Source organism: Actinomadura spongiicola (assembly GCF_003432485.1).
GTDB classification, from domain to species: Bacteria; Actinomycetota; Actinomycetes; order Streptosporangiales; family Streptosporangiaceae; genus Spirillospora; species Spirillospora spongiicola.
The window spans coordinates 244,112-269,334 of sequence record NZ_QVNQ01000001.1 but is presented as its reverse complement, the minus strand read 5'-3'; the positions used below and the strand labels follow the sequence as shown (position 1 = coordinate 269,334).

The following is a 25,223-nucleotide window of genomic DNA, read 5'->3' as shown; positions in this document are numbered from 1 at the left end:
AACACCCGTACGACTTAATGCGTGGCCGCACGTCAGCGGGCGAGACCATGCCCGCGAGGTGGCCGGAAGCCCTACCAGGCTTGCATCCCCGGCCCCCGCGCCGCCGGGCGCGCAGTACTCTCTGACGACGCACAGCCGTACCCCAGTTGATGAGGACGCGTGAGTAACCGAAGCCCATACGGACCGGAATTCGGAGATGGCCCCGACCGGAGGGGGGCCCGCCGCTCCGGCGGTGGGGGATCACCGTCCGGTGCGCCGCGGGGCGGAGCGTCCGGCGACCCCGGCCGGACCCCGCGCCCCGGCGGCGGTAGGTCGGGCGGACGTGGCGGGCCCGCACGGATGGGCGGCGGCGGCCGGCGTCGCGGCACGCCCGCGGCGATGCGTCAGGGGCCGAGCGCTCCGCCGGCCCGTCCGGGACGTCCGGGCCGCCCGCAAGGCGCACCCGGCGGACCTCCCGGCCCGCCCATGGGCCCCGGTGGACCCGGTGGACCCGGTGGACCCGGTGGACCCGGTGGACCCGGTGGACCCGGCGGGCCCGGTGGCCCCAGGGGTCCCGGCGGTCCGGGTGGACCTGGTGGTCCGGGTGGTCCGGGTGGGCCGGGTGGGCCGCATGGTCCCGGCGGTCCGGGGCGACGCGGCGGTCCCGGGGAGGGCGGAGACCCCGGCTTCTGGGGCGAGAGCGACCGGCGCCCGGACGGCGGCAAGGAGAAGAAGACCGGCTGGCGGCGGTACGTGCCGTCCTGGAAGGTCGTCGTCGCCGTCATCAGCGTGCTGATCCTCGGCATGGCGGCGCTGGTCATCGTCGCGTACGCGAACACCCCGATCCCGACGGAGAAGCAGCAGGACGCCCTCCGGCAGGAGTCGGTGATCACGTTCTCGGACGGGTCGCCGCTCGCCCGCATCGGCACCCACCGCGAGGACATTCCGCTCAGCAAGGTCCCGAAGCACGTGCAGGACGCGGTCCTGGCCGCGGAGCACCGCGGCTTCTGGCATGAGCCGGGCATCTCCCCGACCGGTATCGCGGGCGCGTTCTACCGGGCGGTCGTCGGCGGTGAGGTCGCGGGCGCCTCGACGATCACCCAGCAGATGGCGCGGAACTACTACGCGGGCCTCAGCCGTGACCGGACGGCCAGCCGTAAGATCAAGGAGATCCTGATCTCCATCCGCCTCGGCCGGGAGATGGACAAGGCGAAGATCCTTGAGCTGTACCTGAACACGGTCCCGTTCGGGCGCCGGTCGTACGGCATCCAGGCGGCGTCCCGCGCCTACTTCCACAAGCCCATCACCGAGGTCAACGTGTCCGAGGCGGCGATGCTCGCCGCGCTGATCCAGCGGCCGTCGTACTTCAAGACCTTCGGCCCGGCGTCCCACCCGGCCAAGCAGGCGCTGATCAACCGCTGGAACTACGTCCTCGACGGCATGGTCGAGGAGGGCTGGCTCGACTCGGGCAAGCGCGCCGCGGCGCAGTTCCCGCAGACCCAGGAGAACTGGAGCGACGTCCCCGAGGACCCGAACACCGGCTACCTGCAGGACCGCGTGATCGCCGAGCTGAACAGGCTCGGCATCGACGACCAGATGCTGGAAACCGGCGGGCTGCGGATCAAGACGACGTTCAACAAGGATCTGCAGAACTACATGAACAAGGCCGTCAAGCAGATCCACAAGGAGAACGGGCTCAACTCGGAGATCAAGTTCGGGCTCGCCGCGATCGACCCGAAGACGGGCGGGGTCATCGCGGCGTACGGCGGCCCCGACTACCGCAGGCAGCAGTTCGACAACTCCTTCCAGGGAGAGGTGCAGCCCGGTTCGTCGTTCAAGCCGATCGTGCTGGCCACCGCGCTCGACCAGGGCATCAGCCTCCAGACGATGATGGACGGCTCCTACAAGCGGACGATCAACGGCGCGACGTTCACCAACGACAACCGGTCGGAGAACGGCGTCTACTCGCTCAAGCAGATGACGGCGATGTCCATCAACACGTCGTACGTCGAGTTGGGGCAGCGGGTCCAGCTCACCAAGGTCATCGAGATGGCCAAGAAGATGGGCATCCCGGAGAAGACGGAGAACCTCGACCCCTCGTACACCTCGCTGCCGCTCGGTGTCATCGACGCGAGCCCCGTCACCATGGCGTCCGTCTACTCGACGTTCGCCGCGGAGGGCAAGCACCGGGACGCGCACGTCATCGCCGAGATCAGCACCAACAAGGGCGGCCCGGTCACGAACAAGGAGGGCAAGCTTCTGGAGAAGCTGCCCTGGGAGAAGCCCCGGGCGGTCTTCTCGGCGGGTGTCGCCCGGGACGCCACGTCCGCGATGCGGGCGGTCGTCACCTCCGGTACCGGCCAGCGCGCGAGCCTCGGCGCCCGCCCGGTGGCGGGCAAGACCGGTACGACGGACGAGAACAAGTCCGCCTGGTTCGTCGGCTACACCCCGGAGCTCGTGACGGCGTCGGCGATGTGGCGGCAGGACAAGGCCGGAAACCGCAAGTCGCTGATCGGAGTCGGTAACTACGACCAGGTTTACGGTGGTACCGTCCCGGCCGACCTGTTCAAGCGGTTCATGCTGAAGGCCCTGGAGGGCAAGCAGATCACGCAGTTCGGTCCGCCCGCCAATGTCGGCCAGCTCGCCCCATGGTCGAAGGCGGAGCCGAAGCCGACCACGACCGCGTCGCCGAAGCCGACGGAGACGCCGAGGTGTGAGCGGGACAGGCCGGGGCCGGGATGTCAGTCGCAGACGCCGACTCCGCCGACCTCGCCGACGCCGCCGTCGCCGGGTGAGGTGCCGTGCGACCGGTTCGGCATGCCGCTCGGCTGCAATCCGGACCTTCCCCCGAAGGGCGACAAGAGCTGGTGGTGCGCGCAACCGGCCCACCAGAACCATCCCGAGTGCCGCGACACGGAACCGCCGGACCCGAACGACCCGAACGGCAACTAGCACGGCCGGGACATCTCGTCCCGACGTGCCAGTGCGGAACGGCCCGGAGCCTGTGGCAGGCTCCGGGCCGTTCCGTGTGGTCCGTCCGAGGAGGCCTACGTGCCCGGTACGGTTCGTGGGCGTGCGGGCGGGGGTGGGTGTGATGGACCAATAGTCTTGCTGTCCATGGCGTCGCCTTCTAAGAGGCTCAGGAAGTCCGTTGCCGGAAACGACAGTGACGACGGGAACGATCGTCCGGGCAGGTTCGCTCGGCTGATTCCGGTGCTGACCGGTCTCACGGCCCTGGTGGGTTTGCTGGGCTGGCTGCAGAAGCAGCCGTGCGCGTCATCGAACTTCGACTTCATCAAGACGACGACGAACGGCTGCTACACCGACATCTATCCGCTGTACTACGTGCGCGGGTTGAACGACGGCAAAGTCCCGTACTTCGACTCGTTCAGCGGTTCCGACACCATCCACTACGTCGAATACCCGGTCCTCAGCGGTGGCTTCATGCAGCTGGTGGCGTGGCTGGTGAAACCGTTCGGTGTGGACGGGCGCGGCATGGCGTTCTTCAACGTGACCGTGCTGTTCCTGATCGTCCTCGCGATCGGGGCCGTCCTCGCCACCGCGTACGCGGCGGGACGGCGTTCGCTGCGGACCGGTCTGATGGTGGCGCTGTCACCGGCCTTGCTCCTCACCGCGTACATCAACTGGGACTTGCTGGCGGTGGCGTTGACCGCGCTCGCCCTGGCGGCGTGGTCGGCGCGCCGTCCGACGCTCGCGGGTGCGCTGCTGGGGTTCGCGATCGCGGCGAAGTTCTATCCACTGCTGTTCCTCGGACCACTGGTTCTGCTGTGCGTGCGCGCCGGGCAATGGCGTGCCATGGGACGGATGCTCGGCGGTACCGCTGCCGCGTGGCTGCTCGTCAACCTGCCCGTGATGATTTTCGCGTGGGACGGTTGGAGGGAGTTCTACTCCTTCAGCCAGAAACGCGGCGTCGACTGGGGCTCCATCTTCTTCTACCTGCAAGACCATGGGCTGGAGAAGGCCACGTCCGACACCGAAACGCTCAATCTGCTCGGCACGGGGACTTTCCTCGTCCTGGCGGCCGGTATCGCGGTTCTCGCGTTCGTGGCACCGACTCGGCCTCGGCTGCCACAACTGATGTTCCTTGTGCTGGTCGCGTTCATGCTGCCGAACAAGGTCTGGTCGCCGCAGTACGTGTTGTGGCTGCTGCCGCTCGCGGTCCTGGCCCGTCCGAAGCTTCCCGCGTTCGTGGTGTGGCAGGTCGGCGAGATCGCCTACTTCTTCGGAATCTGGTGGTTCCTGCTGTCGGTGTCCGCGCAGACACCGGGCCAGGACCTCTCGGGCACGATGTCGGCGGTGCTGAGCCTGGACGCCCCGGACGGTGGGATCAGCGAGGACGTCTACCATCTGGCGCTGTTCGCGCGGTTCGTGACCGTCCTGGCGCTGGCCGCGCTGGTGGTGTGGGACGTGCTGCGTCCGTCCGGCGACCTCGTTCGGGCGGACGGAGCGGACGACCCGTCCGGCGGCGTCCTCGACGGGGCGGACGACGTGATCGCGCTGAGCCGGTGGAGACGTCGGCGCGGCTTCCACCACGCCGACGTCCCGTTGGCGACCTAGCGGCGCAACGCGTCGATGAACCACTCGAACATCGGTGTGACCGGCGGCTGCGCGGGCCAGCCGTTGATGGTGGCGAGAAGGTGCCAGTAGCGTTCCGCCCGCACGTCGGTGCCGACGTCCAGACGTTCCAGCAGCTCCCGCCTGAACTCGGCGGTGTCGCTGCTCCCGGACGAGGCCGCGTAGGCCGCGACCAGCTCGTCGACGATGGGCCGCGCCGCCTCCGAGTCGGGCGCGATGCCGTCCGCGATGGCGGCGCCCACCTTCTCCGCCGTCAACTCCGCGAGGACGTGCGCGTCGTTCGGGCCGGTGCCCCGGGCGCGGTCCGCCGCCTGGAACTCGGCCATCCGCCGCACCGACGCGCGGAAATCGGGGTCGCCGACCAGTTCGGCGAGCTCCACCCACGCGTCGACCTGCTCCGGCTCGGGATCGTCGGGCAGCTCCGGCAGCCCGGACCGCATCCTCGCCACGAACTCGGGGTCGACGTCGAGCCCGGCGAACGACTCGTCGATGAAGTCGGTGATGATGCGCCGGCGCTCCTCGTCGGACAGCCGGGCCAGCTTGTTCATCAGTTCGATCTCCTCTGGACTGGATCCGCGTTTGGCGATCGCCCGCAGCACGGCCCGGCGCAGCCTGAGCGTCCGGATCTGCACGTCCATGGCCTCCGCGTGCGTCGCCGCGACCTCCCCGACGCCGATCTCGCGGTCCAGCACACGCCGGACCGTTCCGAGATCGATGCCGAGGTCGCGCAGCGTCCGCACCAGGTCGAGGCGCGCGACGGCAGCCGCGTCGTACAGCCGGTAACCGGCCGCGGTACGGCAGGCCGGCGGCACCACGCCCTCGTCGGAGTAGAACCGGATCGTCCGCACCGAGAGGCCGGTGCGGCGTGCCAGATCCCCGATCGTGTAAAGGGTGTCGCCGTCCATGCCGTCCACCATGAGGGCTCCAGTGACTAGAGACTCAACTGCTCAGAGGCTCAACCCACGGCACCATCATGAAACGGCGGCGGAAATGTCCAGAAGAAGAAGAGCCCGCCCGACGAGGGCGGTCTAGTAGGTGGGGTCCTGAGAGAGGCTCCACCACGCCGCCCCGTAGATCCCCACGATGACGATCCAGTAGAGCAGTCCGATCACGAAGAAGAGGTAACCGAGGATCAGTCCGGTCACGGCCATGCCGTTGCCGCCCTCGCCCGTCCGCTTGATCTGGCTCTGCGCGACGTGCCCGAAGATGACGGCGCCGATCGAGAAGACCAGCACACCGCAGGACAGCACACCCACGATGCCCAGCACCATCGAGGCGATGGCCATGCCGTTGTTGCGCGGGGGGACCGGCGGGCCCGAACCGTAGTAGTGGTGCTGGACGGACTGGGGCTGGGAGTACTGCTGGGCGTACGGATCCTGCGACCCGTAACCGTAGGGGTCGTACGGAGGCTGTGCCATAAAGTTCCCGATCGGTTCGCGCGCCCGCCGCCGAAGAGAACGCGCGTGCGCTGAGAGACTGGGTTCCGAATTATGTCAGTGTGAGGCGACCTTCGGCTTGTGTCGTCTTCATGGTGTTACGTGGCATTAGATGTTCTGTCGCACGCGCGGGTTCCCGTCGCACCGCCATTAGAGCCGCGAACGCAGCCACGCGATGTCGTCGGCCTGGCCGTCGGCGGGCGTCTCCACCACGACCGGAGCGTCGGCGGCCCTGACCACGGCCAGGATCGCCTCCGGGTCGATGGTGCCACTGCCCAGATTGGCGTGCCGGTCGGCGCCCGACCCGAACGAGTCCCGACTGTCGTTGCAGTGCACCAGATCGATACGGCCGGTGATCGCCTTGATCCGGTCGACGGCGTCCACGAGTTCCTCCCCCGCCGCGTGCGCGTGACAGGTGTCCAGACAGAATCCGAGCTTGGACTCCAGCCCCGCGACCCCGGACAGCACCTCCCACAGCCGAGCGATCCGGTCGAACTTGCGCGCCATCGCGTTCCCGCCGCCCGCCGTGTTCTCGATATAGACCGGCACCGGGCATTCGACCCGCTCGAACACTTTGCGCCAGTTCTCGAACCCCAACTCGGGATCGTCGTCCTTCAGCACGTGCCCACCATGGACGATCAGCGCCTTCGCGCCGATCGACGCGGCCGCCTCCAACTGCTGGGTGAGGTTCTTGCGACTCGGAATGCGAATCCTGTTGTTGGACGTCGCCACGTTGATCGTGTACGGGGCGTGGATGTAGACGTCCACGCCGGAACCCGCCAGTGCCTCGACACCCTCCGGCAGGACGGGCTTCTTCCAGCCCTGCGGGTCGCCGAGGAAGAACTGGACGACGTCGGCGCCGACCGCGCGGCCGTTGTCCAGCGGGTTGGTCTGATCGACGTGGGCTCCGATGCGCATGACCCGAGCCTAACCCCGTCCTCCGACAACACCGGGCCCTCTCACCGCACCGGTGAAGCGTCGACGGGACGCGGGCACGTGAATCAGATCGAGAAGCCGCCGTTGCTCAGCGCGAAGGCGGTCCCCATGAACGAGGCCACCATGCCGATGACGTTCAGCCAGCGCTCGTTCGTCGTCGCGGAGATCATCTGCGAGTACAGGGCGAGCGGAAGCCCGATCACCCCCGCCACCGCACCGGGGAGGTGGGTCGCCGGGATCCAGCCCATGATCAGTGCGGCGAGCCCGATCGTGACCGCGGCGACGGCGAGGACGTCCTGGTAACGGTGGGGCTCGGCCTCGGGGACGGCCGCCTGCCGCTCCGTGCGTGTTGCCTCCTGTGGCATCGGGATCCTCCTCCAGGTCAGGTCTCCCGCGCGAGGGGGCGCACAGCGCACGCGGGGACCGGACGGACCATGCCAGTTAAGGGGTTCCCAACCGGGCCGGGGATCAACCGGCGGGGGCGGGCGGAAAATGTCGGCGGCAGGCGGTACTGTCGAACATGGATTCGAAAAACGCCGGCTCGGTTCGGACCTCCCGAGGGGAAGCGGGAGGGGAGCAGGAGGTGCACCATCGTGACGAACGCGCAGTTGGGGCTGATCGGTGACGCGGAGCTCGTGGAGGAGTTGTCGCTGCTGACGACCCAGACCGCCCGTATGCGCGCCCGCATGGCCGACATCATGGCGGAGCTGGAACGGCGACGCTGCGCGCGTCCCGTCCAGCCCAAGGCGAGGCGGTGACGGCGCCCCCCGCCCGACACGGCCACGTCGATGACGGCACCCGCCCACCCCGATGAGGCGCCACCGGCCGACGCTCCGCCCTTACCGATCGCGCCCGTGGGCGGAAGCGTCGCCGGAGGTCGGCGCGGCGCCCGGTCCAGGCTGGTCGCGCCGCGGTCGCGGGCCCCGTGCGACGCGGCCTGGGAAGCCGCCGCCCGGCATGGCCGCACCTGACGACACCGCGCGATCGGGCGGCACCCTGCGCCCGCAACCGGCGTCGGTAAGCGGCGTCCTCCATGTGCGGGCGTGGACGGTGCCGTAGTAGACGGTGGCCGTCGAGCCGGAGGACGGTCCCTGCGTGAGGGTGCGGGCGGCAACCGCAATAGTCGAGGCAGGCGAGGAAGGGAGACTGAGGAAGGGAGACTGTCGCCTTGTGCGGGCGAGCGCGAACGGGAGGTGCGAGTCGTCGATCGCGGCGGCCCGGATCTCGGCGAACGCCGCGACCGCTCGCAGGCCGCGGAGGACCGGCTCGAGCGGCCGACCGGTCGGCGGCGATGGGACGACCGCGGCCGGTCGGCGTGACCGTCCCCTGTGTGCGGGCACAGGGGGTGCCGGAGGTGGGGAAGTCGGTTGGGGCGTTCGGCGTCGTGGGGGTGCCGGGGAGGGTGCGGGGGGTCGGGTTTCGGTTCGTTTGGCCGCTGAGCTTTGGGAACCGGCTCGTATGGTGCCGACAGTTGGTAGCCTGTATCGGTCTCGTGGCCGGTGCGTCCGGCGATCCGGAGTCCGGTGCCGCCGCGAGGGACGCAACAGCCCTCCTGTCACGGAGAGACCGTGACCGCATCAGTCCAGAGGAGGTAGGGACAGCATGCGTCGTTACGAACTCATGACCATTCTCGACCCCGCCATCGACGAGCGCACGGCCACCACCGCGCTCGACCCGTTCCTTAAGGTCGTCAAGGACGGCGGCGGCAGCGTCGAGAAGGTCGACGTCTGGGGCCGCAGGCGCCTGGCGTACGACATCCAGAAGAAGTCCGAAGGCATCTACGCGGTGATCGACCTGTCGGCCGAGCCTGCCACGGTCAAGGAGCTCGACCGGCAGCTCAACCTGAGCGAGTCGATCCTCCGCACGAAGGTCATCCGCCCCGAGGTCCACTGAGCCAGGCTCAGCCCTCACAGCAGCCGGAGCGAGCCCCATGGCAGGCGACACCGTAATCACGATCGTCGGGAACCTCGTCGAGGACCCGAATCTGCGTTTCACCTCGAGCGGCCAGGCGGTCGCGTCCTTCCGCATCGCCTCGACCCCGCGGTTCTTCGACCGCCAGTCGGGTGACTGGAAGGACGGCGAGGCCCTGTTCCTGACCTGCAACGTCTGGCGGCAGGCCGCCGAGAACGTGGCGGAGAGCCTGCAGCGCGGCATGCGGGTGATCGTGCAGGGCCGACTCAAGCAGCGGTCGTACGAGACCCGCGAAGGTGAGAAGCGCACCGTCTTCGAGGTGGAGGTCGACGAGGTCGGCCCCTCGCTGCGCAGCGCCACCGCCAAGGTCAACAAGACCCAGCGGCAGGGCGGCGGCGGTGGCGGCTTCGGCGGCGGTGGCGGCGGAGGCCAGGGCGGTGGCGGCGGCTTCGGCGGCGGCGGCCAGCAGGGCGGCGGTTTCGGCGGCGGAGGCGGCGGCCAGCAAGGCGGCGGCTTCGGTCAGCAGGGCGGGGGCGGTGCCCCCGCCGACGACCCCTGGGCCACCAGCGGCAGCGGCGGCGGAGGCTTCTCCGACGACCCGCCGTTCTAGCCGCGTCCGGCCTTCGGCCGATCGACCGCCCGGATCGTCGAATCTCGTCGTTCCGGCGTGACCAGCAAGACCATGTACACGTCCATTCCCGCGTGAGCGGGGCTCTCCCAAAGGAGCACCACGATGGCGAAGCCACCTCCCCGCAAACCGAAGAAGAAGGTTTGCGTTTTCTGCCAGGAGAAGATCTCCTACGTCGACTACAAGGACACCGGGCTGCTGCGGAAGTTCATCTCCGACCGCGGCAAGATCCGCGCCCGGCGGGTGACCGGTAACTGCACCCAGCACCAGCGGGACGTCGCCACGGCGATCAAGAACGCCCGCGAGATGGCGCTGCTGCCGTACACCAGCACCGCGCGCTGAGGCGGGAGGGAAGATCATGAAGCTCATCCTGACCCAGCAGGTCTCCGGGCTCGGCGAGCCCGGTGACGTCATCGACGTCCGCAACGGCTACGGCCGCAACTACCTCGTCCCCCGCGGGTTCGCCATCCGGTGGACCAGGGGCGCCGAGAAGGAGATCGAGTCGATCAAGAAGGCGCGTTCGGCCCGCGAGATCGCGACGGTCGAGCACGCCAAGGAGGTCGCCGAGCAGCTCAAGGCCGTGCGGGTGCGGCTGCGCACCCGGACCGGCAGCGGAGGCCGCCTGTTCGGTGCCGTGACGGCCGCCGACATCGCCGAGGCGGTCCGCGCGGCGGGCGGCCCCGACCTGGACCGTCGCCGCATCGAGATCGGCAACCCGATCAAGACCGTCGGCGACCACCGGGTCAGTGTGCGCCTGCACACCGAGGTCACCGCCACGATCGACATCAACGTCAGCGAGGCCTGACCGGCATAGCACGAAGAACGGCCCCCGCGCCCGGGGTTCCTTTTCGGCGATCGGCCCTTCCGGGATCGTCGCAACGCCATCGTCCCGACGAGGTGCGACAGGCGTTCGTGATCACGGTTCGTCCGAATTCGTCCAGGGGTCCCACGCCTTTCATGGCGGCGCGGGGGGCCGTTGTGCTTTCTCGGTGTTTCATGTGAAACGTCCCTGAACCGCCCGGTGTTTGAAGTGTCGGTAACTGTCTAACTACGTTCCGTAACTAGTTCATCGCGGGATGAAGGGGGACGGTGTTGAACGCGCATTCGGAGGAGGACACGGACGGCCGGGGACGCAACGGCTCATCGGTGACGCGCCGAGCGATGATCGGCGGTGTGGTAGGGGCGGGGCTGCTGGAGATGCTGTCCATAGCGGCCCCCGGCCACAATGGGGCCATGGCGGATGATCTTCCGGGGGGCGGCCCGAACGAGCATTCCGGAGCGGGCGACATCGCCCCGTTCACGGCGGACGCCCCGCGCGTGTACACCCGCGCGCAATGGCAGGCGCGCCCACCGCGCCGTCCCGCCCGGGTGATCAACCGTCGTCCCGACCGCATCATCGTCCACCACACGGCCACGCCGAACGCCAAAGACCGTTCGCTCACCCACGCCTTCGCGCTGTCCCGGTACATCCAGGACTTCCACATGAACAAGAACGGCTGGGACGACACCGGTCAGCAGCTCACCATCAGCCGCGGCGGCATCGTGATGGAGGGCCGCAACAAGAGCCTCCAGGCCGTCGAGGCCGGTGACCTCGCCGTCGGCGCGCAGGTGCTGCACCACAACGAGCACACCATCGGGATCGAGAACGAGGGCACCTACATGAAGAACGGGGTGCCGCGGGGCCTGTGGACGTCCCTGGTGGAGGTGTGCGTCTGGCTGTGCCAGGCGTACTCGTTGGAACCGGCCGGTGCCATCGTCGGGCACCGCGACTACAACAACACCAGCTGCCCGGGTGACGTCCTGTACGCCCGCCTGCCCGAACTCCGACGGACGGTGGCGGAGCGCCTGAACTCGTCCCCGGCAGCCGGTAACGCCCTCGCGGCTCCCGGCCCCGTCCTGCCCATCCTTCCGCGACTGGACGGCTTTCCCTGAGCGCGCCGGTGGGGTCGGGCGCGCGTGTGGCCGATCAGGTCTCGGGGGTCGTGTAGCGGGTGCGGCGGCGGGCGATCTCCGGGTCGATGCCCTCGACGAGCGACCAGATGCCCGCGACCCGCTCCACCAGCGTTTCCGGGGGCAGACCGGTCAGGCCCTCCGCCGCCAGGTCGTCGATCGCCTGGGTCAGCCGGGCCATCCGCTCGCCGTGTGTGGAACACATGTTCGAATAGTAGCGAGTGTGACGGCCGGTGCGGGTGCGCATCGCGGAAATCGACGCAGATCGGCGCGGGTGTCGGTCAGCGGACGGCGCCCGTGACCAACCAGCGGTCGCCACGTGCGCGGAGTCCCAGTGTGAGCATCCGGGTGAGCATCCAGAGCCCGATCGCCGCCCACAGCCCGATCAGGCCCGTGTCCGCCCGGTGGAGGACGATGGCCGCGGGCAGGAACACGATCGTCGCGAGCAACGACGTCACCGCGAGGTACGCGCCGTCGCCCGCGCCGATCAGGATCCCGTCCAGGACGAAGACCACTCCGGCGACCGGTTGCTGCAACGCCACCAGGAGCAGCGAGGCCAGGAGCAGGTCGCGGACGCCGCCGTCCGTGGTGAACAGGCCGGGCAGCCACGGCCGCACGGCGAGGATCGCCAGGCCGAACACCACGCCGCAGCCGACGCCCCACCACACCATCCGGCGCGTGACGGCGCGGGTGCCCGGAACGTCGGACGCGCCCAGATAGCGTCCGGTGATCGCCTGCCCGGCGATGGCGATGGCGTCGAGGGCGAACGCCAGCAGCGTCCACACCTGGAACCCGACCTGGTAGGCGGCGATCTCCTCGTCCCCCATGCGGGCCGCGATCGACGTCCCGACGAGAAGGACGACGCGGAGCGCCGCCGTCCGGACCACCAGCGCCAAGCCCGCCGTGGCCGACGTCCGTATCCCCGCCAGATCGGGACGAACCAGGGAGCCGTGCCGCCGCGCCGCCCGCAGCACCACGGCGACGTAGACGGCGGCGCTGCCGGTCTGGGCGAGCACCGTGCCCCACGCAGAGCCCGCGATCCCCCAGTCCAGGACGAGCACGAACACCACGTTGAGCAGCAGGTTCAGGGAGAAGCCCCCGATAGAGACGGCGAGGGGAGTGCGGGTGTCCTGGAGTCCGCGCAGCACACCCGTCCCGGCGAGGACCACGAGCATGGACGGGATCCCGAAGAGACTCACCCGCAGGTAGGTCTCGGCGTACGGGGCGACGGCGGCGGACGCGCCGAACGCGTCGACGATCGTGGGAACGAGCGGCCAGCCGACCACGATCAGCGCGGTCCCGAGGGCGAGCGCGAGCCACATGCCGTCGATGCCCTGCCGGACTGCCGCCCGCATGTCCCCGGCGCCGACCTGCCGGGCGACCCCGGCCGTCGTTCCGTACGCGAGGAAGACGCACAGGTAGACGAGCGTGCTGAGGGCCTGGCCCGCGACGCCGAGCCCGCCGAGCGGCGCGGTGCCGAGCCGCCCGACGATCGCCGCGTCCGACAGCAGGAACAGGGGCTCGGCGACGAGCGCGCCGAAGGCGGGCACGGCGAGACGCAGGATCTCGCGGTCATGTGCGGTCGCGAGCCGCCGCCGGGGGGTCGTCGTCACCGCGCCGAGGCTACCAGCCTGTAATTTTCCTAATAATTTCAGGCCTTACATGGCGCCGGATCGCCGACTTTTCTTCACACACACCCGGTGGACGAAGTTCCCGCAGGTCATCCAGGGTGGCGCAAGGACTTTCCGCAGAACGTCCACAGAGTTGTCCACAGGTCGTGCACAACCCGACCGGCGTGTCTGCACAGGCTGTCCACAGCGTTGTCCACAGGCTGCTTTGCTCGGGGCCGCGTCGGCTCGGGAGAATGTCGGACGCTTCCGGTAGACGTGTGATGGACGGTCGGCGAGGGGCGGACGGGGCCGCCGGCGACCGAGACGAAGGGGGTGCGGACGGTGAGCGTGGCCGAGATTGGACCTCCCGATGCCGAGTTCGAGCGCACCCCACCGCACGACATCTCCGCGGAACAGGGCGTCCTCGGCGGCATGCTGCTCTCCCAGGACGCCATCGCCGAAGTCGTCGAGATGCTGCGCACCCCCGACTTCTACCGTCCGGCGCACCAGATCGTCTACGACACGATCCTCGACCTGTACGGCCGCGGCGACCCGGCGGACGCCGTCACCGTCGCCGGCGAACTGACCAAGAACGGCGAGATCGGCCGCATCGGCGGCGCCCCCTACCTGCACACCCTGATCTCCCTGGTGCCCACCGCGGCCAACGCCGGGTACTACGCCAAGATCGTCCATGAGCGGGCGATCCTGCGGCGGCTGGTGGAGACCGGCACCCGCATCGTCCAGATGGGCTACGCCGCCGACGGGGCGGACGCCGACGAGGTCCTCGACCGCGCCCAGGCCGAGGTCTTCGCGATCGCCGAGAAGCGCGCCGGAGAGGACTACGTCGCCCTCAGCGAGATCATGCCCGGCGCCCTGGACGAGATCGAGGCCATCGGCAGCCGCGGCGGCCAGATGGTCGGCTGCCCCACCGGCTTCGCCGACCTCGACGCCCTCACCAACGGCCTCCACCCCGGCCAGATGATCGTGGTCGCCGCCCGACCCGCCATGGGAAAGGCGACAAGTCTGGACACGCCCCTTCCCACCCCGTCCGGGTGGACCACCATGGGCGAGGTCTCCGTCGGCGACTACCTGATCGGAGCCGACGGCAGACCGACCCGTGTCGTCGCCGCGACCGAGGTCATGCACGGCCGTCCCTGCTACGAGATCGAATTCTCGGACGGCGAGGTGATCGTCGCCGACGCCCAGCACCAGTGGCGCACCACGACCCGCGCCGACCGTCGCCAACACGCCGAAACCCGGGCGACCCCCACCACGATCAACCGTGTCCGATCGGCCATGGGCGCCGACGACCCCCCTCATTCGCCTCGCCAGGCGATGGCCGAGGCCGGCTCGGAGTTGGGAGACGCTTCACACGCGGTCAACCGGCACCTCGGCAATGGCGCCAAGGTCGACGCGGTCACCAAAACAAGAGCGACCCATGGCCGGTTCGTAGCCGCGATCGACCGCGGCCAATGGGCGAACGATACTGACGGGCAGTCTCAAGGGGTCGTCTCGTATCGCCAGGCGGGGGCCGAGGTCGGCTCGGAGTTGAGACACGCTTCGCCCGCGGTCACCCAGCACCTCGGCGATGGCATCGAGATCGACGCGAGTACCAAGACCGGGGCGAGCCATGGCCGGTCCGTCACCGCGATCGACCGTGGCCTGTGGGCGGCTCCAGAGGTCGTCTTGTATCGCCAGGCGGCGTCCGGGGCCGGTTCGGAGCTCGGAAGCGCATCGCACGCGGTCACCTGGCGATCGGGCGCTCGCGGTCTGGCGAGCATCGCGCCGCGCCAGGTTCGCCACGAACGCACGAGTCCCTACCGAGCGGCGCGTCCGAAGAACTCCGCGACCCCGGCGCGGCACCGGCCGATCAAGACCACCGAAGAGATCGCCGCGACCGTACGTTGCGACGATCGCCCGAACCATGCCGTTGAGGTGGCCGCCCCCTTCCAGCTTCCGAAAGCAGACCTTCCCATCGAGCCCTACGTGCTCGGAGCATGGCTCGGGAACGGCCGCAGCTGCGAAGACGGCGTCACATGCTTCGACGAGGAGATCCTGCAAGAGATCAAGGCGGCCGGACAACCCGTCAGGCGGCACCCCACTTCAGGCCGGTTCGACCTCCCAGGGCTCCCGCACAAGATCCAAAAAGCGGGCCTGTGGCAGAACAAGCACATCCCGGTTCCGTATCTGCGGGCGTCCGAAGAGCAGCGGCGGGCGTTGCTGGCGGGAATGCTCGACACCGCCGGACACGTGTCAGAGACCGGGCAGGTGCAGCTCGCGTTGGTCGACAAGCGGCTGGCCGAGGGCGCCCACGAGCTGATTCTGAGCCTCGGCCACCGCGCGACGATCGAGAAGGTCGACGGACAGACGCCCGAGACCTCGACCCTCCACCGGATCGATTTCACACCCGCCGAGACGGTGTTCCGGTTGCCGCGCAAGGCGGCGCGGCAGCGCAAGAGCGTCCACCCCACGACGCGGGTGCGGTACATCGTTGGCGTCCGGCCGGTCGAGAGCGTGCCGGTCCGGTGCGTCCAGGTCGACAACGCCGACCACATGTATCTGGCCGGACGTTCCTGCATCCCGACGCACAACTCCACCCTCGCGCTCGACTTCGCCCGCGCCGCGTCCATCAAACACGGTCTGACCTCGGCGTTCTTCAGCCTGGAGATGGGGCGCAACGAGATCACCATGCGGCTGCTGTCCGCGGAGGCGCGGGTGGCACTGCACGCGATGAGGTCCGGCACCATGCAGGACGAGGACTGGACGCGCCTCGCCCGGCGGATGAGCGAGGTCGCCGAGGCCCCGCTGTTCATCGACGATTCGCCGAACATGTCGATGATGGAGATCCGCGCCAAGTGCCGAAGGCTCAAACAACAGCACGACCTGCGCCTCGTCATCGTCGACTATCTGCAACTGATGACCTCGGGCAAGCGGGTCGAAAGCCGTCAGGTCGAGGTGTCGGAGTTCTCCCGCTCGCTGAAACTTCTCGCGAAGGAGCTGGGCGTTCCGGTCATCGCTTTGTCGCAGCTCAACCGAGGTCCCGAGCAGCGGACGGACAAGAAACCCATGGTCTCCGACCTCCGCGAGTCGGGATCGATCGAGCAGGACGCGGACATGGTGATCCTCCTGCATCGCGAGGACGCCTACGAGAAGGAGTCGCCACGCGCCGGGGAGGCCGACCTGATCGTGGCCAAGCACCGTAACGGCCCCACCGCGACCGTCACCGTCGCCTTCCAGGGTCACTACAGCCGCTTCGTCGACATGGCCCAGTAGCCGAATCGCCCCGACGACAGGACGTTACGCTGGGGGAATGGTGGCAGGGAAGCGCCGCGCCAAAGTCGAGGACGTACACGCCCTGGCCATGGGGATGCCTCATGTCACCGTCGAGCACGGCAAGAGCGGCAACCCCGTCTACCAGGTCGGCGGGAAGTCTTTCGTGTTCTTCCGCACTCCTCGTCCCGACGCGGTGGATCCCGACACCGGTGAGCGCTACCCCGACGTGATCGTGTTCTGGGTGCCCTCCGAGTCGGACAAACTGGCGCTCGTCCAAGACGAGAAATCACCGTTCTTCACGACACCCCACTTCGACGGCCACCGCTCGGTACTCCTCCGGGCAAGCCGCATCGGCGAACTCACACTGGAAGAGCTGACCGAGGTCGTCCAGGACGCATGGCTATCCCAGGCGTCGCGGAGACGAACAGACGCCTGGCTCCAAGAGCACCCGATCTCAACGCCCTGACAGGCGTCATCATGCGCGGGGAAGCTCCAACGGTGGCTGCCCAAGGCGTGATGCGAAGCGAGGGCGGCAACTGTCAACGCCGATCCTTAGGGCGCGAGGCACCCAACCTGAAGACACTGACGGCGGCCGTCCAGAACGCGAGCAGACGCTTCGAAAGCATCCGGTTTCAAGTTCCATACGGATCCTCCGCAGCATGCGAAGCCTTCTCTCCTGGCTGCGCCGGAGCCGTGCTGTGGAGTGAAGGTGGGCACTTGTCAATGCCGATCCAGGGTGCGAGGCGCCGACCTGGGAGAGCTGCCGGAGATCGTCCAGAACGCCTGGTGGCCGCAGGCGAGTTGAGGCGTGGTTTCGCGGGCCCGACGGTGGCGTCGTTGTGGGACGGGGATGCTCCGGGGTGGGCGTGGCGGAGCCGTGGTGCGGAGCGCGGACGAAAAGTGTCGGTGCCGGTTTCTAGGGTGCGAGGTGACTGGCACTGAGACAGGGGGCACTGAGATGACCATTGTGGTCACCACACCGACCGGACACGTGGGGTCGCGGGTGGTTCGGTTGTTGTTGCAGGCGGGTGTTCGTCCGCGGGTACTGGTCCGCGACCCGGCGCGGCTGGACGCGGCCACCCGTGAGCGCGTGGACGTTTGGCGCGGCGACATGACCGATGCCGCGTTCGTTCGGAAGGCGACGTCCGGCGCGCGGACGGTCTTCTGGGTCGACCCGACCCCGCACACGTCCGAGGACCCGATCGGAACCTCGGAGCGGACGGCCTCCGCCCTGGTCGACGCCGCCCGAGCAGGGGACGTCCCCCGCGTGGTCCTCTTGAGCAGCGTAGGGGCCGAGAAGCGTCACGGCGTCGGCCACATCGACGGGCTGGCGCGGATCGAGGAGCGGCTCGACGCTACCGGCGCCGACACGCTTCACTTGCGTTGCGGCTATTTCTTCACCAACCTCCTCATGGACTTGGACGGCCTGGCCGCGGGCATGTTGACCACGTCCTTCCGGCCCGACAGACCGATGGCGTGGGTCGATCCACGTGACGTCGGTGACGTCGTCGCCGCGCGGCTGCTCAACGACTCGTGGACGGGCCGTGTCGTGCAGGGCGTCCACGGGCCCGAGGACCTCACGTTCGAGCAGGTGGCGGAAACGCTGACCGAGGTACTGGGCAAGCCGATCCGGCTGAACGTCGTCAGCGACGACGATGTTCGTACCGCGCTGCGTTCGGCCGGGCTGCCGCCGGGCGCCGTGGAGGGCATCGCCGGGATGGCCGCCGGTACGCGCGACCTGGTCCCCGAGCAGCCGCGCGACGTGGTCACCACGACCCCCACTCCGCTCGCGGCCTGGGCCTACACCCACCTACGTCCACTGCTTGCTTAGGACGTGCCTCATAATGCCGCCAGCGAGCTCGACGCGTTGCCCTCCCAACGTCCGCATCCCATCGTCGGATCGGAGGTAGTCGGGCGCCGGCACGTCGCTGAAGCCACTTGAAACGGCCTAGGATCCCGCTGGGTTCGCCTGACGTGATTGACGGCTATGGCGTGCCGGCTACGCGCCACCCGGTCTTTGAGCAGCTGCGCGATGTGGTGACCACGACCCCCACCCCGTTCGCGGCCTGGGGTTCACCCATCTTCTGCCGCTTGCCGGGGGCATGTCTCATGTGCCGTCAGAGCGCTCGTCGCCGGACGGCTCATGTTGCAAACCGCCCGCGCCCTGTCTTTGGACTTGATGTACCTGGATGTCCGCGCGGGGTTCAGGGCCACCTGTGACACGGCTTGGGGATCCTGGTGTGTTCGCCGAGCGCACCGGATGGCAGGGTGTGCCGGTTACCTGCGACCTGGTTCTTGAGCAGCTGCGCGATGTGGTGACCACGCCCCTACTCCGTTCGCGGCCTGGGGTTCATCCGCCTTCGTCCGCTGCTGGTTTGGGTGTGCCTCAGGCGCGGTCGGAGCGCTCGCATGGACCGCTTGCCGTAGCTAGGCGGTTAGCGAGCTCGATGTCGCTTCGCAATCGTCCGCGTGCCGTTGTCGGATCGGGGGAGTCGGACGCCTGCGCGTGGCTGAGGACCAGTTCAGACACGGTCTGGAATCCTGTTTCCTTCGTCGGGCGTGGCGGATGGCAGGGCGTGCCGGTTACGGGCGGCCTGGTCTTGAGTAGTTGGAGTGGCGACCAAGGCGCCGATGGCTACAACACGCCTTCATCTGCGCGGCTAGAGCCTCTTGTGGGCGGCGAGGGTTGCCCATGCCTCGCCGCTGCCGCGGGGTGGACGCCCTGCTTTCGCTGAGCGGTTGGCGGCCGGGGCCTCGGCGGGGAGGGTCGTTCGGGCGGTTGAGCATGGTGTGGAGGGCTTGGGTGGGGCCGACAGGTGGGGGGCGGGGTCCGGACATTGGTGGTCGAAGTGCGGAATGGTCGCGGTCAGGAGTGATCAAGGTCTTGACTGATCGACAAAGCCGATTCACGCTTGGCGCAACTGACCGGTCAGTGTCCCCTCCCCCACGTTCATCAGGAGACCGGATGCTGTCGCGGGTTTCATCCCGCGCGGCGGCCGCCCTGGTGGCCCTCGTCGTGCTCGTCGGCGTGCCTGTGCACGCCGACGCGTTCGGCGCGGGCGCCTCGGTGAGACGTACCGCGCAGGCCAAGAACATCCCAGCGCCCGAGAACTTCTTCGGGTTCGCCATGGGCACGACCGGAAAACTCGCCGGATTCGACAAGATCAAGCAGTATCTCCGATTGATCGCAGACAAGTCCGACCGGGTGAACTACCAGGTCGTCGACAGAACAACGATGGGCAACGACTACCCGGTGTTGTTCGTGAGCTCGCCTCGGAACCTGCGCAACCTCAAGCAGATCGTCCGGGACAACCAGCGGCTCGCGGACCCGCGCGGGATCTCCGAGCAGGAGGCCCGCCGACTGTCCGAGCGGAGCAAGCCCGTCTACCTCATCGAGGGCACGCTGCACTCCACGGAGGTGGGTAACACGCAGGCGCTGATGGACATCGTCCACCGGTTCGCCACCGAGGACTCCGACTACACCGAGACCGTGCTCGACAACGCGGTTCTGCTGGTAATCCCATCCGCTAACCCGGACGGTCAGCATCTCGTTGTCGACCACTTCAACAAGACCGCGGGCACCGCTTACAACCGCGTCTACCCGGACCTGTACCACCGGTATGTCGGGCACGACAACAACCGTGACTGGTTCATGTTCACGCAGCGGGAGTCCCGCACTCGTGTGTTGTTGGAGCAGACGTACCGTCCGGTCGTCGCGCATTACATGCACCAGGCCGGTACTACGGGGCCACGGTTGTGGACGCCTCCGTACGATGAGCCGCTCGGCAGTGGCGTCGACCCGATCACCCTCCAGTCGGCGACCTTGCAGGGTCAGCATGCGGCGCGTGCGTTGACCGCCGAGGGTAAGAAGGGTGTCGGCACCGACGACGCGTACGGCATCTTCTGGAACGCCGACGTGATGGGGTTCTCCACGTTCCTCGGCACGTCGCTGTTCCTGACCGAGATCGCCAGCGCCAGGGACCTCGCGTACCCGTTCACCTCGTCCGACGGCAAGCCGCTCGGTTCGCAGAACCGGACGATGCGGATGCTCCAGCCGTACGACAAGGACACCTGGACGCTGGAGCAGATCGTCGCGTATGGCAAGACGGCCGCCTACGCGGGGATCGAGAATGTCGCGAAGAACCCTGAGTCTTGGTTGTTCAACAATCTCTACCAGACCGCCCGTAATGGGGTGGCTCTCCCGGACGTCGAGCCGGGCACCCCGCAGGCGTATGTGGTTCCGGCCGGGCAGCGCGACCCGTTCGCGGTGCTGGAGATGATGCGGATCTTCGAGTTCGGGCGTGTGGAGATCGATCAGGCCACGGCCCCGTTCACGGCGGGCGGCAAGACCTATGCGGCGGGTTCGTACGTGCTGCGCACCCGGCAGCCGCTCGGTCGCTGGATCAACCAGCTCCTCGAAATCGACAAATATCCGGAAACTGCGGCACGTAAGTGCGGGCAATGTCCGCTGATCATGCCGTACAGCGAGACGACCGACAACGTCGCGTTGCTGCTCGGCGTGGACGTCGACCCGATCAAGGAGCAGGTCAAGGCGTCGGTGCGGCGCGTCCAGCAGGTGCGGCCGGAGCAGGTGCGGATGCCGGAGTCGCCGCGCGGCGCCTACCTGGTCGGGCCGGAGTCGTACGGCGTCGCGCACGTGCTGTCCCGGCTCCAGAGGGCGAACGTGCCGACGTTCCGGTCGTCCGAGGAGTTCAAGGCCGCCGACCGGACGTTCGCGCCGGGGACGGTCGTGGTCCCGGCGACCTCGCAGGCCCGGCAGGTGCTCCAGCGCGTCTCGGCGGACACCGGCCTGCAGGTCTACGGGACGGACAAGGCACCCGAGGTCGACGGCTTCACCCTCAAGCCCGGCACCAAGGTCGGGTTGATCCGCGGGGCGAACAACATGCCCGGAGGCTGGATGACGTGGATGTTGGACCACTACGGCATCGACTACAAGGTGGTCTCCGCCGATGACTACGCCGATCTGGCCGGGAAGTACGACACGATCGTTCTGGCCGACGGGGTGTCCAAGAACACCATCGTGACCGGCCTGGACCCGGCGAAGAACCCGCCGGAGTTCCGGTGGGCGCGCGGGGTCGGCGAGGAGGGCTGGGGCAGGCTTGCTGACTACGTCTCCGCGGGCGGCAACCTCGTCGCGATCGGCAGCGCGTCGGAGACCGCGCGGCAACTTCTCGATCTGCCGGTCGAGAACGCGGCTTCGTCCCAGCTCAGCGCGCCGGGTTCGCTGCTGCGCGCGTCGTACGACCCGGAGGTCCCGGCGGCCTGGGGGATGCCGAAGTCGGGCGCGGTCTGGTTCAACCGGGACGCGGCTTACAAGGTCACCGGCGACGCGCGGGTCGCGTCCCGGTACCCCGGTGACGGTGACCTGCTGGTCAGCGGCTACGCGCAGGGGACGGCGACGCTGCACGGGCTGGCCAATGTGGTGTCGTTCGAGGTCGGGAAGGGGCACGCGACCATCGCGGGCAGCGAGATCACGTTCCGGAGTTGGCCGCGGCAGACCTGGCCGATCGTCGTCAACTCGATCTATCAGGGTCCGTCCAAGCCGACGAAGTCCGGTGTGACGGAGTAAGGAAGGTAGGGCTGCGTCGATCGCGGCCGGTGACCCTTCCGGGGGCGCCGGCCGCGATCCACGACGGGCCTGGCGCGTGCCCGCTCAGGATGGTGCGTCGGGTATCGCGTCGATCAGCGCGGTCAGGTCGGGGTGGTCGCCCTGGACGTCGGTGAGCCAGGGGTCGTGGATGTACTCGAAGTCGTAGGTTCCGGTGTCGAGGAGGCCGATGCTGCCCGCCGCGACCTGTTGCCGGGGGTTGATCGGCTCGGGGTGCCTCCGGTGGGCCTTGGGCGGGACGAGTTGGGCGAGGGCGTAGGAGGTCGTCGTTCCGTACCGGCGTGGCCCGTTCTCATGGTGGTAGTGGCCACCGACGTGCAGGCGGGGTCGCAGGTGTTCGATGAGGCGGGTCAACCTCGCTGATCCCTGGACGGTGTCGCGGTAGGTCGACATGCCGTAGGGGCCGTCATGGGTGACCAAAATGTCCACGCTGCCGGGTTCGGTGTGGAGGAGGCGGTTGTAGGCGGAGTCTTCGTAGTCCGTGGGGCCCGGGAGTTCGATCTTTCCGAGGAACGCCGTGCGCTGCCCCGCGACCTCGGTGACGTGTCCGCAGGCGACATGGTGGTAGGCGCCCAACGGGTCGACCGGTGTCACTGGGACGGCACGGGTCTGGTGGAGGTCGGCGAGCCATTCGTGATCCTCGTGGTTGCCGCTGAGGAACAGGATCGGGGGGATGTTCGCGAGCGCCAGCTGGACGCCCTCGGCCAGGCCGGGTGAGGGGTCGAGGAGGTCGAAGAAGGCGCCCTGAGCCGGATGGTCGACTCGGAATCGGCGGCTCGCGTCGTCCCACCGGTCGGGGCTGGGAAACGCGCCGAGATCTCCGACCTGAATGACGGCGTCAAGCCGGATTCCCCGATGGCGGGACAGTGCAACGGCGGCGCCCAATGCGTGCAGCACGCACCCATGGACATCGCCGACGAACGCTATTTTCATTGTTTCCTTGCTCGATTCTGTTGAAGGTCTTCAAGTGGTTCAGGTGGGCCGATCCAGGGGACGAGCCGTCCGACGCGGCGTTTCCCGGTCTGGTCGCCGGTGAACCGCGGGCACGCCCGCAGGAGAAGCCTGGACCGGCGTCGGCGCTGGTCGGATGCCGAGCGGCCAGGGTCGGCAGAGGCGCCGCGGCGATCGTGGCTTGCCCGGGACAGGTGCCAGGACGCGCGGTGATTCGGCGCGGGTGATCAGCGGCCATGGTCTTGTGCGCTTGTCGGTGGGCGGCGGCCGGAGTGACACGAAAGCACAATCGGGCCGCTGGTGGGCTCGCACCGAAATCTTTGAGGGTTGCTTGGGGACGATAGGCGCAGACTAATCGCTGCGAGTCTCTGCGTCGTCTCATGTCCCTCAAATGTCCGGTCGAAGTCCGCTTGGTGGTGGGGCGCAGGCACGGAGTAGGGCGGTGGGCCGCTCTCTCACAAGTCACCGACCCCCCAGAGACGACGATGGCAAGGACGCGATTCACGCTCCTTGCCATTTTCAATATATAGCGCACCGGGGGACTTGTGGCAAGACCCTGGTGGTGATGCAGAATCGTCGGCCGACGCCCGAAAGGCCCGCGGAAATCAGGGTCCGCGGAGGGCTCGTTTGGGGGGTTTCATGATCGACGTCATCGTCATCGGGGGCGGACCGACCGGCATGATGCTGGCGGCCGAACTGCGGCTGCACGGCGTGCACGTGGTCGTCCTGGAGAAGGACGCCGAGCCGACCGGAATAGCTCGCTCACTCGGCCTGCACGTGCGCAGCATCGAGGTCATGGACCAGCGTGGTCTCCTGGACCGCTTCCTCGCGCACGGCCAGAAGTATCCGCTTCACGGTCACTTCGCCGGTATCGACAAGCCGCGGCCCGACCGGATGGACACCGCGCATTCCTACATCCTCGGCATCCCGCAGCCCGTCACCGACCGGTTGCTGGCCGAGCGCGCGTCCGAGCTGGGCGCCGATGTCCGGCGCGGTCGCGAACTGGTCGGGCTGAGCCAGGAGGACGACGGGGTGACCGCCGAACTGGCGGACGGCACGCGGCTGCGCGCCCGCCACCTCGTCGGCTGCGACGGTGGCCGCAGCACGGTGCGCAGACTTCTCGGCGTCGCGTTTCCGGGCGAGTCCGCCGGCACCGAGTGGCTGGTCGGCGAGATGGAGGTGACCGAGGATCCGGCGACGATCGCCGCCGTCGTCGCGGACGTCCGTAAGACCCACCGTGGGTTCGGCGCCGGACCGCTCGGCGACGGGGCCTTCCGCGTCGTCGTGCCCGCCGCCGGGGTGACCGACGATCCCGCCGTCCCGCCGACTCTTGAGGAGCTGAAACGGCAGCTCCGGGTGTTCGCCGACACCGACTTCGGTGCGCACTCCCCGCGCTGGCTGTCCCGCTTCGGTGACGCGACCCGGCTGGCCGAGCGTTACCGGGTCGGCCGGGTGCTGCTGGCCGGTGACGCGGCGCACGTCCACCCGCCGCTCGGCGGGCAGGGGCTCAACCTCGGCGTCCAGGACGCGTTCAACCTCGGCTGGAAACTGGCCGCCGAGGTCGCCGGGTGGGCTCCCGAAGGGCTGCTGGACAGCTACCACATCGAACGGCACCCGGTGGCCGCCGACGTGCTGAACAACACCCGCGCGCAGTCGGAGCTGCTGTCTCTGAGGCCGGGCGCCCAGGCCGTGCGCGGGCTGATCGCCGAGCTGATGGACTTCGAGGACGTGAACCGGTACCTCATCGAGAAGATCACCGCGATCGGTGTCCGCTACGACTTCGGCGACGGCCACGAACTGCTCGGACGACGCCTGCGGGACGTGGAACTGAAACGCGCCCGCCTCTACGACCTGACGCGCGAAGGCCGGGGCCTGCTCCTCGACCAGACCGGCCGCCTCTCCGTCGCCGGTTGGACGGACCGCGTCGACCACGTCCACGACGTGAGCGAGGAACTGGACGTCCCCGCCGTGCTCCTCCGCCCGGACGGCCACGTGGCGTGGGTCGGCGACGACCAGCAGGACCTCCTCGACCACCTGCCCAGATGGTTCGGCCACCCCGCCGCTGACCAGGTGCCCGCGTCCGGTCAGGTACCTCCCAAGCGGTAGTGCTGGGCCGGCAGGTGCCGACGACCAGCGCCCGCGAACCCGGGGAGTCGAGTGCGACATGGCCGCGCAGCTCGTCCTCCGCCACCAGCCACGCCCGCAATGAACGGAGTTCGTCAGCGCCGTTTCCGGCCTCTGCGATTGATACGGTCACTTCCATTCGTCCGCACTCCCGAAATGAAAGGTGTGGCGTTGCCCGTCCGATCGGATGGGCTGCTGCG

20 protein-coding genes and 1 pseudogene are annotated in these 25,223 nt (G+C 68.7%); 13 read left to right on the top strand and 8 right to left on the bottom strand.

Annotated elements, in window-relative coordinates:
- Positions 1–732: 732 nt before the first annotated feature.
- Together D0T12_RS01325 and D0T12_RS01320 are read left to right on the top strand one after the other, a co-directional pair.
- A complete protein-coding gene (locus tag D0T12_RS01325; RefSeq protein WP_233525787.1) occupies positions 733–2,931 on the top strand; it encodes a transglycosylase domain-containing protein in 2,199 nt (732 codons plus the stop codon).
- Between the two features lie 261 nt (positions 2,932–3,192).
- A complete protein-coding gene (locus tag D0T12_RS01320; protein WP_233525786.1) occupies positions 3,193–4,557 on the top strand; it encodes a glycosyltransferase family 87 protein in 1,365 nt (454 codons plus the stop codon).
- Here the strand turns inward: D0T12_RS01320 and D0T12_RS01315 are convergent.
- From D0T12_RS01315 to D0T12_RS01300, 4 genes are all read right to left on the bottom strand, one after another.
- A complete protein-coding gene (locus D0T12_RS01315; protein WP_233525785.1) occupies positions 4,554–5,492 on the bottom strand; it encodes a MerR family transcriptional regulator in 939 nt (312 codons plus the stop codon). The two genes, D0T12_RS01320 and D0T12_RS01315, sit on opposite strands and share 4 nt — an antisense overlap.
- A 111-nt stretch (positions 5,493–5,603) precedes the next feature.
- Positions 5,604–5,993 carry a DUF4190 domain-containing protein gene (locus D0T12_RS01310; protein WP_117397385.1) on the bottom strand — a complete coding sequence of 130 codons (390 nt, stop codon included), beginning with the start codon at positions 5,991–5,993 and terminating at the stop codon, positions 5,604–5,606.
- A gap of 168 nt (positions 5,994–6,161) precedes the next feature.
- Positions 6,162–6,929, bottom strand: coding sequence for a deoxyribonuclease IV (locus tag D0T12_RS01305; protein ID WP_117397384.1), 768 nt, complete (start codon positions 6,927–6,929; stop codon positions 6,162–6,164).
- Positions 6,930–7,012: 83 nt separating this feature from the next.
- Positions 7,013–7,312, bottom strand: a complete 300-nt coding sequence (locus tag D0T12_RS01300) for a hypothetical protein (protein WP_117397383.1) — start codon at positions 7,310–7,312, stop codon at positions 7,013–7,015.
- A 228-nt stretch (positions 7,313–7,540) separates the two neighbouring features.
- Here D0T12_RS01300 and D0T12_RS35735 point away from each other — a divergent pair, with 228 nt between their 5' ends.
- The 6 genes from D0T12_RS35735 (at position 7,541) to D0T12_RS01275 (ending at position 11,418) form a co-directional block, all read left to right on the top strand.
- Entirely contained in the window at positions 7,541–7,705 is a 165-nt protein-coding gene (locus D0T12_RS35735) for a hypothetical protein (protein WP_199487228.1), read from the top strand.
- Between the two features lie 844 nt (positions 7,706–8,549).
- Positions 8,550–8,840, top strand: coding sequence for a 30S ribosomal protein S6 (gene rpsF, locus D0T12_RS01295; protein ID WP_117397382.1), 291 nt, complete (start codon positions 8,550–8,552; stop codon positions 8,838–8,840).
- Between the two features lie 37 nt (positions 8,841–8,877).
- Positions 8,878–9,468, top strand: coding sequence for a single-stranded DNA-binding protein (locus D0T12_RS01290; RefSeq protein ID WP_117397381.1), 591 nt, complete (start codon positions 8,878–8,880; stop codon positions 9,466–9,468).
- Positions 9,469–9,591: 123 nt separating this feature from the next.
- Positions 9,592–9,828 carry a 30S ribosomal protein S18 gene (gene rpsR, locus D0T12_RS01285; protein ID WP_019631633.1) on the top strand — a complete coding sequence of 79 codons (237 nt, stop codon included), beginning with the start codon at positions 9,592–9,594 and terminating at the stop codon, positions 9,826–9,828.
- Between the two features lie 16 nt (positions 9,829–9,844).
- Positions 9,845–10,291, top strand: a complete 447-nt coding sequence (gene rplI / locus D0T12_RS01280) for a 50S ribosomal protein L9 (RefSeq protein WP_117397380.1) — start codon at positions 9,845–9,847, stop codon at positions 10,289–10,291.
- A gap of 287 nt (positions 10,292–10,578) precedes the next feature.
- A complete protein-coding gene (locus tag D0T12_RS01275; RefSeq protein ID WP_233525784.1) occupies positions 10,579–11,418 on the top strand; it encodes a peptidoglycan recognition protein family protein in 840 nt (279 codons plus the stop codon).
- A gap of 34 nt (positions 11,419–11,452) precedes the next feature.
- Here D0T12_RS01275 and D0T12_RS01270 read toward each other — a convergent pair whose 3' ends face one another.
- Both D0T12_RS01270 and D0T12_RS01265 read right to left on the bottom strand, forming a co-directional pair.
- Entirely contained in the window at positions 11,453–11,641 is a 189-nt protein-coding gene (locus D0T12_RS01270) for a hypothetical protein (RefSeq protein ID WP_117397984.1), read from the bottom strand.
- A gap of 76 nt (positions 11,642–11,717) precedes the next feature.
- A complete protein-coding gene (locus tag D0T12_RS01265; protein ID WP_117397379.1) occupies positions 11,718–13,049 on the bottom strand; it encodes an MATE family efflux transporter in 1,332 nt (443 codons plus the stop codon).
- Positions 13,050–13,388: 339 nt separating this feature from the next.
- Here D0T12_RS01265 and dnaB point away from each other — a divergent pair, with 339 nt between their 5' ends.
- The 4 genes from dnaB to D0T12_RS01245 all read left to right on the top strand — a co-directional run bounded on the left by dnaB (position 13,389) and on the right by D0T12_RS01245 (position 21,909).
- Positions 13,389–16,319, top strand: a complete 2,931-nt coding sequence (gene dnaB / locus D0T12_RS01260) for a replicative DNA helicase (RefSeq protein WP_117397983.1) — start codon at positions 13,389–13,391, stop codon at positions 16,317–16,319.
- Between the two features lie 37 nt (positions 16,320–16,356).
- On the top strand, positions 16,357–16,785 hold the full coding sequence (locus D0T12_RS01255; protein WP_117397378.1) for an MmcQ/YjbR family DNA-binding protein: 429 nt from the start codon (positions 16,357–16,359) through the stop codon (positions 16,783–16,785).
- A 492-nt stretch (positions 16,786–17,277) separates the two neighbouring features.
- On the top strand, positions 17,278–18,150 hold the full coding sequence (locus tag D0T12_RS01250) for an NmrA family NAD(P)-binding protein (RefSeq protein ID WP_117397377.1): 873 nt from the start codon (positions 17,278–17,280) through the stop codon (positions 18,148–18,150).
- Positions 18,151–19,284: 1,134 nt separating this feature from the next.
- Positions 19,285–21,909, top strand: a complete 2,625-nt coding sequence (locus D0T12_RS01245; protein WP_117397376.1) for a M14 family metallopeptidase — start codon at positions 19,285–19,287, stop codon at positions 21,907–21,909.
- A gap of 84 nt (positions 21,910–21,993) precedes the next feature.
- On the opposite strand, the gene D0T12_RS01240 is transcribed toward D0T12_RS01245, so the two are convergent.
- Entirely contained in the window at positions 21,994–22,881 is an 888-nt protein-coding gene (locus tag D0T12_RS01240; RefSeq protein WP_117397375.1) for a metallophosphoesterase family protein, read from the bottom strand.
- Between the two features lie 657 nt (positions 22,882–23,538).
- Between D0T12_RS01240 and rox the strand changes: the two genes are divergently transcribed.
- On the top strand, positions 23,539–25,005 hold the full coding sequence (gene rox / locus D0T12_RS01235) for a rifampin monooxygenase (RefSeq protein ID WP_117397374.1): 1,467 nt from the start codon (positions 23,539–23,541) through the stop codon (positions 25,003–25,005).
- A gap of 55 nt (positions 25,006–25,060) precedes the next feature.
- Here the strand turns inward: rox and D0T12_RS37260 are convergent.
- Positions 25,061–25,162, bottom strand: a pseudogene (locus tag D0T12_RS37260) (effector-associated constant component EACC1); the annotation flags it as partial.
- Positions 25,163–25,223: the final 61 nt, after the last annotated feature.

What these genes read in the sequence shown, in the direction of transcription:
- D0T12_RS01315 (WP_233525785.1), bottom strand. Translation starts at nt 5,492, where the DNA reads ATGGTGGACGGCATGGACGGCGACACCCTTTACACGATCGGGGATCTG.
- D0T12_RS01310 (WP_117397385.1), bottom strand. Translation starts at nt 5,993, where the DNA reads ATGGCACAGCCTCCGTACGACCCCTACGGTTACGGGTCGCAGGATCCG.
- D0T12_RS01305 (WP_117397384.1), bottom strand. Translation starts at nt 6,929, where the DNA reads ATGCGCATCGGAGCCCACGTCGATCAGACCAACCCGCTGGACAACGGC.
- D0T12_RS01300 (WP_117397383.1), bottom strand. Translation starts at nt 7,312, where the DNA reads ATGCCACAGGAGGCAACACGCACGGAGCGGCAGGCGGCCGTCCCCGAG.
- rpsF (WP_117397382.1), top strand. Translation starts at nt 8,550, where the DNA reads ATGCGTCGTTACGAACTCATGACCATTCTCGACCCCGCCATCGACGAG.
- D0T12_RS01290 (WP_117397381.1), top strand. Translation starts at nt 8,878, where the DNA reads ATGGCAGGCGACACCGTAATCACGATCGTCGGGAACCTCGTCGAGGAC.
- rpsR (WP_019631633.1), top strand. Translation starts at nt 9,592, where the DNA reads ATGGCGAAGCCACCTCCCCGCAAACCGAAGAAGAAGGTTTGCGTTTTC.
- rplI (WP_117397380.1), top strand. Translation starts at nt 9,845, where the DNA reads ATGAAGCTCATCCTGACCCAGCAGGTCTCCGGGCTCGGCGAGCCCGGT.
- D0T12_RS01270 (WP_117397984.1), bottom strand. Translation starts at nt 11,641, where the DNA reads ATGTGTTCCACACACGGCGAGCGGATGGCCCGGCTGACCCAGGCGATC.
- D0T12_RS01255 (WP_117397378.1), top strand. Translation starts at nt 16,357, where the DNA reads ATGGTGGCAGGGAAGCGCCGCGCCAAAGTCGAGGACGTACACGCCCTG.
- D0T12_RS01250 (WP_117397377.1), top strand. Translation starts at nt 17,278, where the DNA reads ATGACCATTGTGGTCACCACACCGACCGGACACGTGGGGTCGCGGGTG.
- D0T12_RS01245 (WP_117397376.1), top strand. Translation starts at nt 19,285, where the DNA reads ATGCTGTCGCGGGTTTCATCCCGCGCGGCGGCCGCCCTGGTGGCCCTC.
- D0T12_RS01240 (WP_117397375.1), bottom strand. Translation starts at nt 22,881, where the DNA reads ATGAAAATAGCGTTCGTCGGCGATGTCCATGGGTGCGTGCTGCACGCA.
- rox (WP_117397374.1), top strand. Translation starts at nt 23,539, where the DNA reads ATGATCGACGTCATCGTCATCGGGGGCGGACCGACCGGCATGATGCTG.